We start from the raw sequence: 5,496 nt of genomic DNA, 5'->3' as shown, positions 1-5,496 counted from the left end.
TCACGGCAAGATCTGCCGTGATGGCTTCAACTGCTGCTCAATCGAAGCAGCTCCAGGCGTTCGTCCTCAGGCCAGCGGGCCAGCGGCCAACGGGCCAGGGACGCATTGCTGAACTGATGGCGGCCGGTGAGCTCGGCCACGCACCAGGCTGGGATCTCAAGCGCCAGGTCCTGCTGTAGGGCCGCCGCATCCAGCTCCACCTCCGCCACCACCAGTGGCGCATTCTCGGCCTCAAACACATCGACCACCCAGTCGCCGCCGGGCAGGTCCAGGCCATGGCGACGCTTACTGAGCTTCTGGCCTGCCAGGGCCAGCAGGGCCGTGGCATCCTCCTCGGGAATGGGGTATTCAAATTCCTGCCGCACCAGGCCCTCGGGCCCCATCGGGCCGCCGGCCGGGGGCGCCTTGAGGGTGAGCCAGGCCCCGGCCACGGCAGCAACACCCCTGGCCTGCCGCACCCGCACGGTGAGTCCATCGGAAGTCGCCAGCAGATAGCCCTGCTCCAACCAGGCCTGCCAGCAAACGTGGCCGCGCCACTGCTGGCCGCTCACCAGAAAGCGTCGTTCGATTTCCAGGGCCATGGCGCCGATCAGCTCAAGTAGGGACAGTTATGGGAGGGCTCAGTTATGGGAAGGCTCGGGGGCGGTGAGGCTACCGGCCCAGTGCAGCTTGTGGGTGAGGGTGCGGTAGTAGGAGGGACTCTGCTCCAGCAGCACCTGCAGGGCCGGATGGGGACTACGCTCCACCACCGCCCGGTCCCCAGGCTCCAGCACGGTGGCATGGGCGCCGTCTTTCCATAGCTTGACCCTGCGGCTGGTTTCCCCCAGGGGCCACACCGAAAGCTGGGCCCGGGGGGGCACCACCACAGCCCGGCTCGAAAGGCTCATCGGGCAGATCGGATTGACCACAATCGCCTCTATGCCGGGATGGAGAATCGGCCCGCCAGCTGCCATCGCGTAGCCCGTCGAGCCGGTGGGGGTGGCAATGATTAGGCCATCGCCGCGGTACTGGTCCACCACCTCACCATCGATCTCCAGCTCGAGCACGCAGGTGGGTGAGACCTCATCGAGACAGGGGCGAAAGTAGAAATCATTGAGGGCCAGATGGGCGCCATCGGCCTGATCTAAGCCATCACTGCGGGCCACGCCATCGCCACGGGCCACGCCATCACCCCGGTTGATGTGGGCCTGCAGCATCATTCGACGCTCGAGGGCAAAACAGTCGTTGCGGAGGCGGTCCCAGAGGCTCTCCTGCCCCGCTTCGGCCTTCTGCCCAGGGGCAGTGAGGCGCAGCAGGCTCCGGTCATGGGTCAGAAAACCCAGGTGGCCGCCCACGTTGAAACTGAGAATGGGCACATCGAGAGGAGCCAGATGGCGGGCAGCACCCAGCACGGTGCCATCCCCGCCGAGCACCAGGGCGAGATCGGGCAAATGGGCCTCGGTGGCCAGCAAGCCTGGAAAGGGGTTGCGGGCCAGGCCACTGGAAGCAGCCACCACATGCACCCCCTGGGCGGCAAGATCTTCCGCGCAGCGCTTGGCCTGGCGCTGGGCAGCCTGGCTGCCCAACCTGGAAATCAGCCAGACCCGCTCAAGCCGCATCGCCAGGCCCCAGTTACCAGCGCAGCAAATTGAAGCGCTCCATGTCGACCGTATCGCGGTTGCGATAGAGGGAGAGCAGGATCGCCAGGCCCACAGCCGCCTCAGCTGCCGCCACGGTGATCACAAAGATGGTGAAAACCTGGCCGCGGATCAGCTGGCCGTCGAGGTAGTCGGAGAAAGCCATCAGATTGATGTTGACCGCATTGAGCATCAGCTCAATGCTCATCAGCACCCGCACCGCATTTCGGCTGTTGATCAAACCCCAGACCCCGGTGCAGAACAGCACCGCAGCCAGCACCAAGTAGGCCTGCAGGGGGATGGTGCTGGCGGCACTAGCAACGGTGGTGGTCTCCATGAGTTGGGGGCTGCTGGGGTGAGTGAGGCTGGAATTGGTGTGGCTGGGATCGCTAGCGGGGCGACTTTTCGAGCAACAGCGGTGTGCGCTCCTTTTCGATTAGGCCCTGATCCACCAGCTCACCTGTAATCACATCGGTGCTGAGCACGTCTCGGCGGGCCAGCACGATCGCCCCGATCATGGACATCAACAGCAGGACGGAGGCCAGCTCAAAGGGCAGCAGGTAGTCGCTGAAGAGATGCTCGCCAATGCGGATGGTGGCCTCCTCTCCCACGGCAGCGGGCCCGGACAGGGGCCAGGGGGTGGTGAAGGCCACCCGGATGAGCAACAGAAACAAGCCGCCGCAGACGGCGCCAGAGAGCAGGCGGCGCAGGCCCAAGCCAGGTATGGCGGCAAGGTTTTCCTTCTTGTTGACGAGCATGATCGCGAACAGGATCAGCACGTTCACGGCGCCCACGTAGACCAGCACCTGGGCCGCCGCCACAAAGCTGGCATTGAGCATCAGGTAGAGCCCGGCCACCGAGAGAAAAACCCCGCCCAGCAAAAAGGCCGAGTAGACGATGTTGGGCAGCAGCACCACCCCGAGGGCGCCCAGCACCAGGGTGACTGAGAGGACTACGAAGCAGATCAGCTGGGTGGTGGAGGCGATTGTCATGGGGCGGTCTCCTCGGGGGCAGCCTTGGGCAGGCTATCCAGCACCTGGGAGGGCAGTTTGCCAACCCGGGGGTCCGTATCGAGCACTCCATGGGGATCCATCACACCCTTGGGCAGGTAGGCCAGCTCCCGGAGGGGCACCACGGCCGGATCGCTGGTAACGCTGGTGGGCAGCCGCCCGAGGGCGATGTTGTCGTAGTTGAGGCTGTGGCGATCAAAGGCAGCCAGCTCGTATTCCTCGGTCATCGAAAGGCAGTTGGTGGGGCAGTACTCCACGCAGTTGCCGCAGAAGATGCAAGCCCCGAAGTCGATCGAGTAGTTGCGCAGCTCCTTTTTCTTGGTGGCCTTGTTCATCACCCAATCGACCACCGGCAGGTTGATTGGACAGACCCGCACACACACCTCGCAGGCGATGCACTTGTCGAATTCGTAGTGGATCCGGCCCCGGTAGCGCTCCGAGGGAATCAGCTTCTCGTAGGGATATTGGACCGTGATCGGCCGGCGGCGCAGGTGATCGAAGGTCACCGCCAGACCCTGGGTCATGTAATTGGCTGCGCCCACCGCATCGCGGGTGTAGTCGCCGACTTTCTTGAGGAACCCGAACATGGAGCTGGCTCTGGAGGGGGAAGCGGTCGGAATCGATCAGCCCATGATGGCCGGTCTGGGGCAGGTCTGGGTTGATTGGTCAGGGGGATCAGCCACCGAAGGCCCCAGGGAAGGCCAGCTTGAGGGCAGCGGTGATCAGCAGGTTGACCAGGGCGATCGGCAGCAGGAATTTCCAGCCCAAATCGAGCAGCTGGTCGATCCGCACCCGGGGGGTGGTCCAGCGCAGCAGGATCGCCAGGAAGACCAGCAGATAGGCCTTGAGCACCGTCATCACGATGCCCACCGATCCAGTGATGAGCTGCACCAGGGGCGCATCGATCGGCTGGCCCAGCCAGCCCGCCAACCACTCCACCGGGATCGGGAAGCCCCAGCCCCCCAGGTAGAGCACCGACACCAGCAGGGCCGAGAGCACCAGGTTGATGTAGCTGCCCAGATAGAAGAGGGCAAACTTCATGCCGGAATACTCGGTCTGGTAGCCAGCCACCAACTCCTCCTCAGCTTCGGGGAGGTCGAAGGGGAGGCGCTCACATTCGGCCAGGGCGCAGATCCAGAAGATCACAAAGCCCACGGGTTGTCGCCAGATGTTCCAGCTGAGGATGCCTGAGCCGGTCTGCTGATTGACGATGTCAACCGTGCTGAGCGAGTTGCTCATCATCACCACCGCCAGCACCGCCAGGGCCAGGGGGATCTCGTAGCTGATCGACTGGGCCGCAGCCCGCAGCCCGCCCAGCAGCGAATACTTGTTGTTGGAGGCATAGCCACTCATCAGCAGGCCGATGGGCTGGATGCTGCTGAGCGAAATCCACAGGAAGATGCCGATGCCCACATTGCTGATCAGCAGGTGCTGACCAAAGGGCACCACCAGCCAGCTGAGGATCACCGGGATCAACACCAGCACCGGCCCGAGGGTGAACAGCAGGCCGTCGGCCTTGGCCGGGATGATGTCTTCCTTGAAGACCAGCTTCAGGCCATCGGCGATCGGCTGGAGCACGCCGAGGGCGCCGGCGTATTCGGGGCCGATGCGCTGCTGCACTGCCGCCGAGATCTTGCGCTCCAGCCACACATTGACGAGCACTCCCACCACCGCCGCCACCAGCACCAGCACCATCGGCAGGGGCAGCCAGAGCAGGTGGGCAGCTCCCGGACTCAGCCCAAATCCCTGCAGGGCCTGCTCGAAGCTGGACTCGAGATCCAGGCCTGGAGCCGTGTTGGTCACCATGGCGTCAGCTCAGATGGCATGCAACTTAGCGGGCCCCAATCGGCTGCCAGTCCCGCCCGGCCTCGCCGGTATAGATCTGGGAGGGCCGGTAGATGCGATTGGCCCCCAGCTGCTCCTTCCAATGGGCCAGCCAGCCTGCCGTGCGGGCGATGGCGAAGATCGGGGTGAAGAGGTCTGGGGGGATGCCGAGTTTTCGATACACCAGACCCGAGTAGAAATCGACGTTCGGATAAATGCCCTTGGGGCCAAGCCGCTTGTCAGCGGCCGCCTCCAGGCAGCGGGCCAGGTCGTACATCGGGTCGTGACCGAAGCGGTCGAACAGCTCCTCAGCCAGCTTCTGGAGAATGCCGGCGCGGGGATCCTTCACCTTGTATTCCCGGTGGCCGAAGCCCATGATCTTCTGCTTCTCCGCAATAGCTTGATCCAGCCAGGAGTCCACCCGATCTTCGCTGCCGATTTCGGCCAGCATGGTGAGGACGTCCTCATTGGCTCCGCCGTGGAGCGGGCCCGCCAGGGTGCCCACGGCCGAGGCCACCACCGCGTAGGGGTCGGTGAGGGTGCTGGCGGTGACGCGGGCGCTGAAGGTGCTGGCGTTGAGGCTGTGCTCGGCGTGCAGGATCAGGCAGGCATCGAAGATGCGGGCCGCCAGGGGATCGGGCTCCCGCTCGGTGAGCATGTAGAGGAAGTTGGCCGCGTAGGCCAGGTCGTCGCGGGGCTGGATCGGATCCTGGCCTTTGCGGATCAGCTGGAAGGCCGCCACCATCGTCGGGATCTTGGCGATCAACCGCACCACCGCAGAGACGATGTATTCGGGATTGTCCAGGGCACGCCTGGAATAGAACAGCCCCAGGGAAGCCGCACTGCTCTGCAGGGCGTCCATCGGATGCCCCCCCGAGGGGAAGCACTTCATCATGTCGCGGATGCGGAAGCTCACCCGCCGGTGCATCTGCACCTCCTGCTCAAACTCCTGCAGCTGCTTTGCGTTGGGCAGCTGGGCCCAGATCAACAGGTAGGCGGTTTCCAGGAAGGTGCTGCGCGCCGCAAGCTCATCTACCCGGTAGCCC

At 64.4% G+C, this 5,496-nt stretch carries 7 protein-coding genes; all 7 read right to left on the bottom strand.

Features of this window, described 5'->3' with window-relative positions:
- Positions 1-26 precede the first annotated feature (26 nt).
- Entirely contained in the window at positions 27-581 is a 555-nt protein-coding gene (locus tag KBZ07_RS15495; RefSeq protein ID WP_254932448.1) for a CYTH domain-containing protein, read from the bottom strand.
- A gap of 39 nt (positions 582-620) precedes the next feature.
- Positions 621-1,598: an NAD(+) kinase gene (locus tag KBZ07_RS15490; RefSeq protein WP_254932447.1), complete on the bottom strand. Its 978-nt coding sequence runs from the start codon at positions 1,596-1,598 to the stop codon at positions 621-623.
- 13 nt (positions 1,599-1,611) lie between these two features.
- On the bottom strand, positions 1,612-1,953 hold the full coding sequence (gene nuoK / locus KBZ07_RS15485; protein WP_254932446.1) for an NADH-quinone oxidoreductase subunit NuoK: 342 nt from the start codon (positions 1,951-1,953) through the stop codon (positions 1,612-1,614).
- 52 nt (positions 1,954-2,005) lie between these two features.
- Entirely contained in the window at positions 2,006-2,608 is a 603-nt protein-coding gene (locus KBZ07_RS15480; protein ID WP_254932445.1) for an NADH-quinone oxidoreductase subunit J, read from the bottom strand.
- Positions 2,605-3,213 carry an NAD(P)H-quinone oxidoreductase subunit I gene (gene ndhI, locus KBZ07_RS15475; protein WP_254932444.1) on the bottom strand — a complete coding sequence of 203 codons (609 nt, stop codon included), beginning with the start codon at positions 3,211-3,213 and terminating at the stop codon, positions 2,605-2,607. The genes KBZ07_RS15480 and ndhI overlap by 4 nt, the downstream gene beginning before the upstream one ends.
- A gap of 88 nt (positions 3,214-3,301) precedes the next feature.
- On the bottom strand, positions 3,302-4,432 hold the full coding sequence (gene nuoH / locus KBZ07_RS15470; protein WP_197151906.1) for an NADH-quinone oxidoreductase subunit NuoH: 1,131 nt from the start codon (positions 4,430-4,432) through the stop codon (positions 3,302-3,304).
- Positions 4,433-4,457: 25 nt separating this feature from the next.
- Positions 4,458-5,496: citrate synthase (locus tag KBZ07_RS15465; RefSeq protein ID WP_254932443.1), on the bottom strand; the 1,039-nt coding region annotated here is incomplete at its 5' end.

Source organism: Cyanobium sp. BA20m-14 (assembly GCF_024346295.1).
This window is presented reverse-complemented; position numbering and strand designations above follow the sequence as displayed.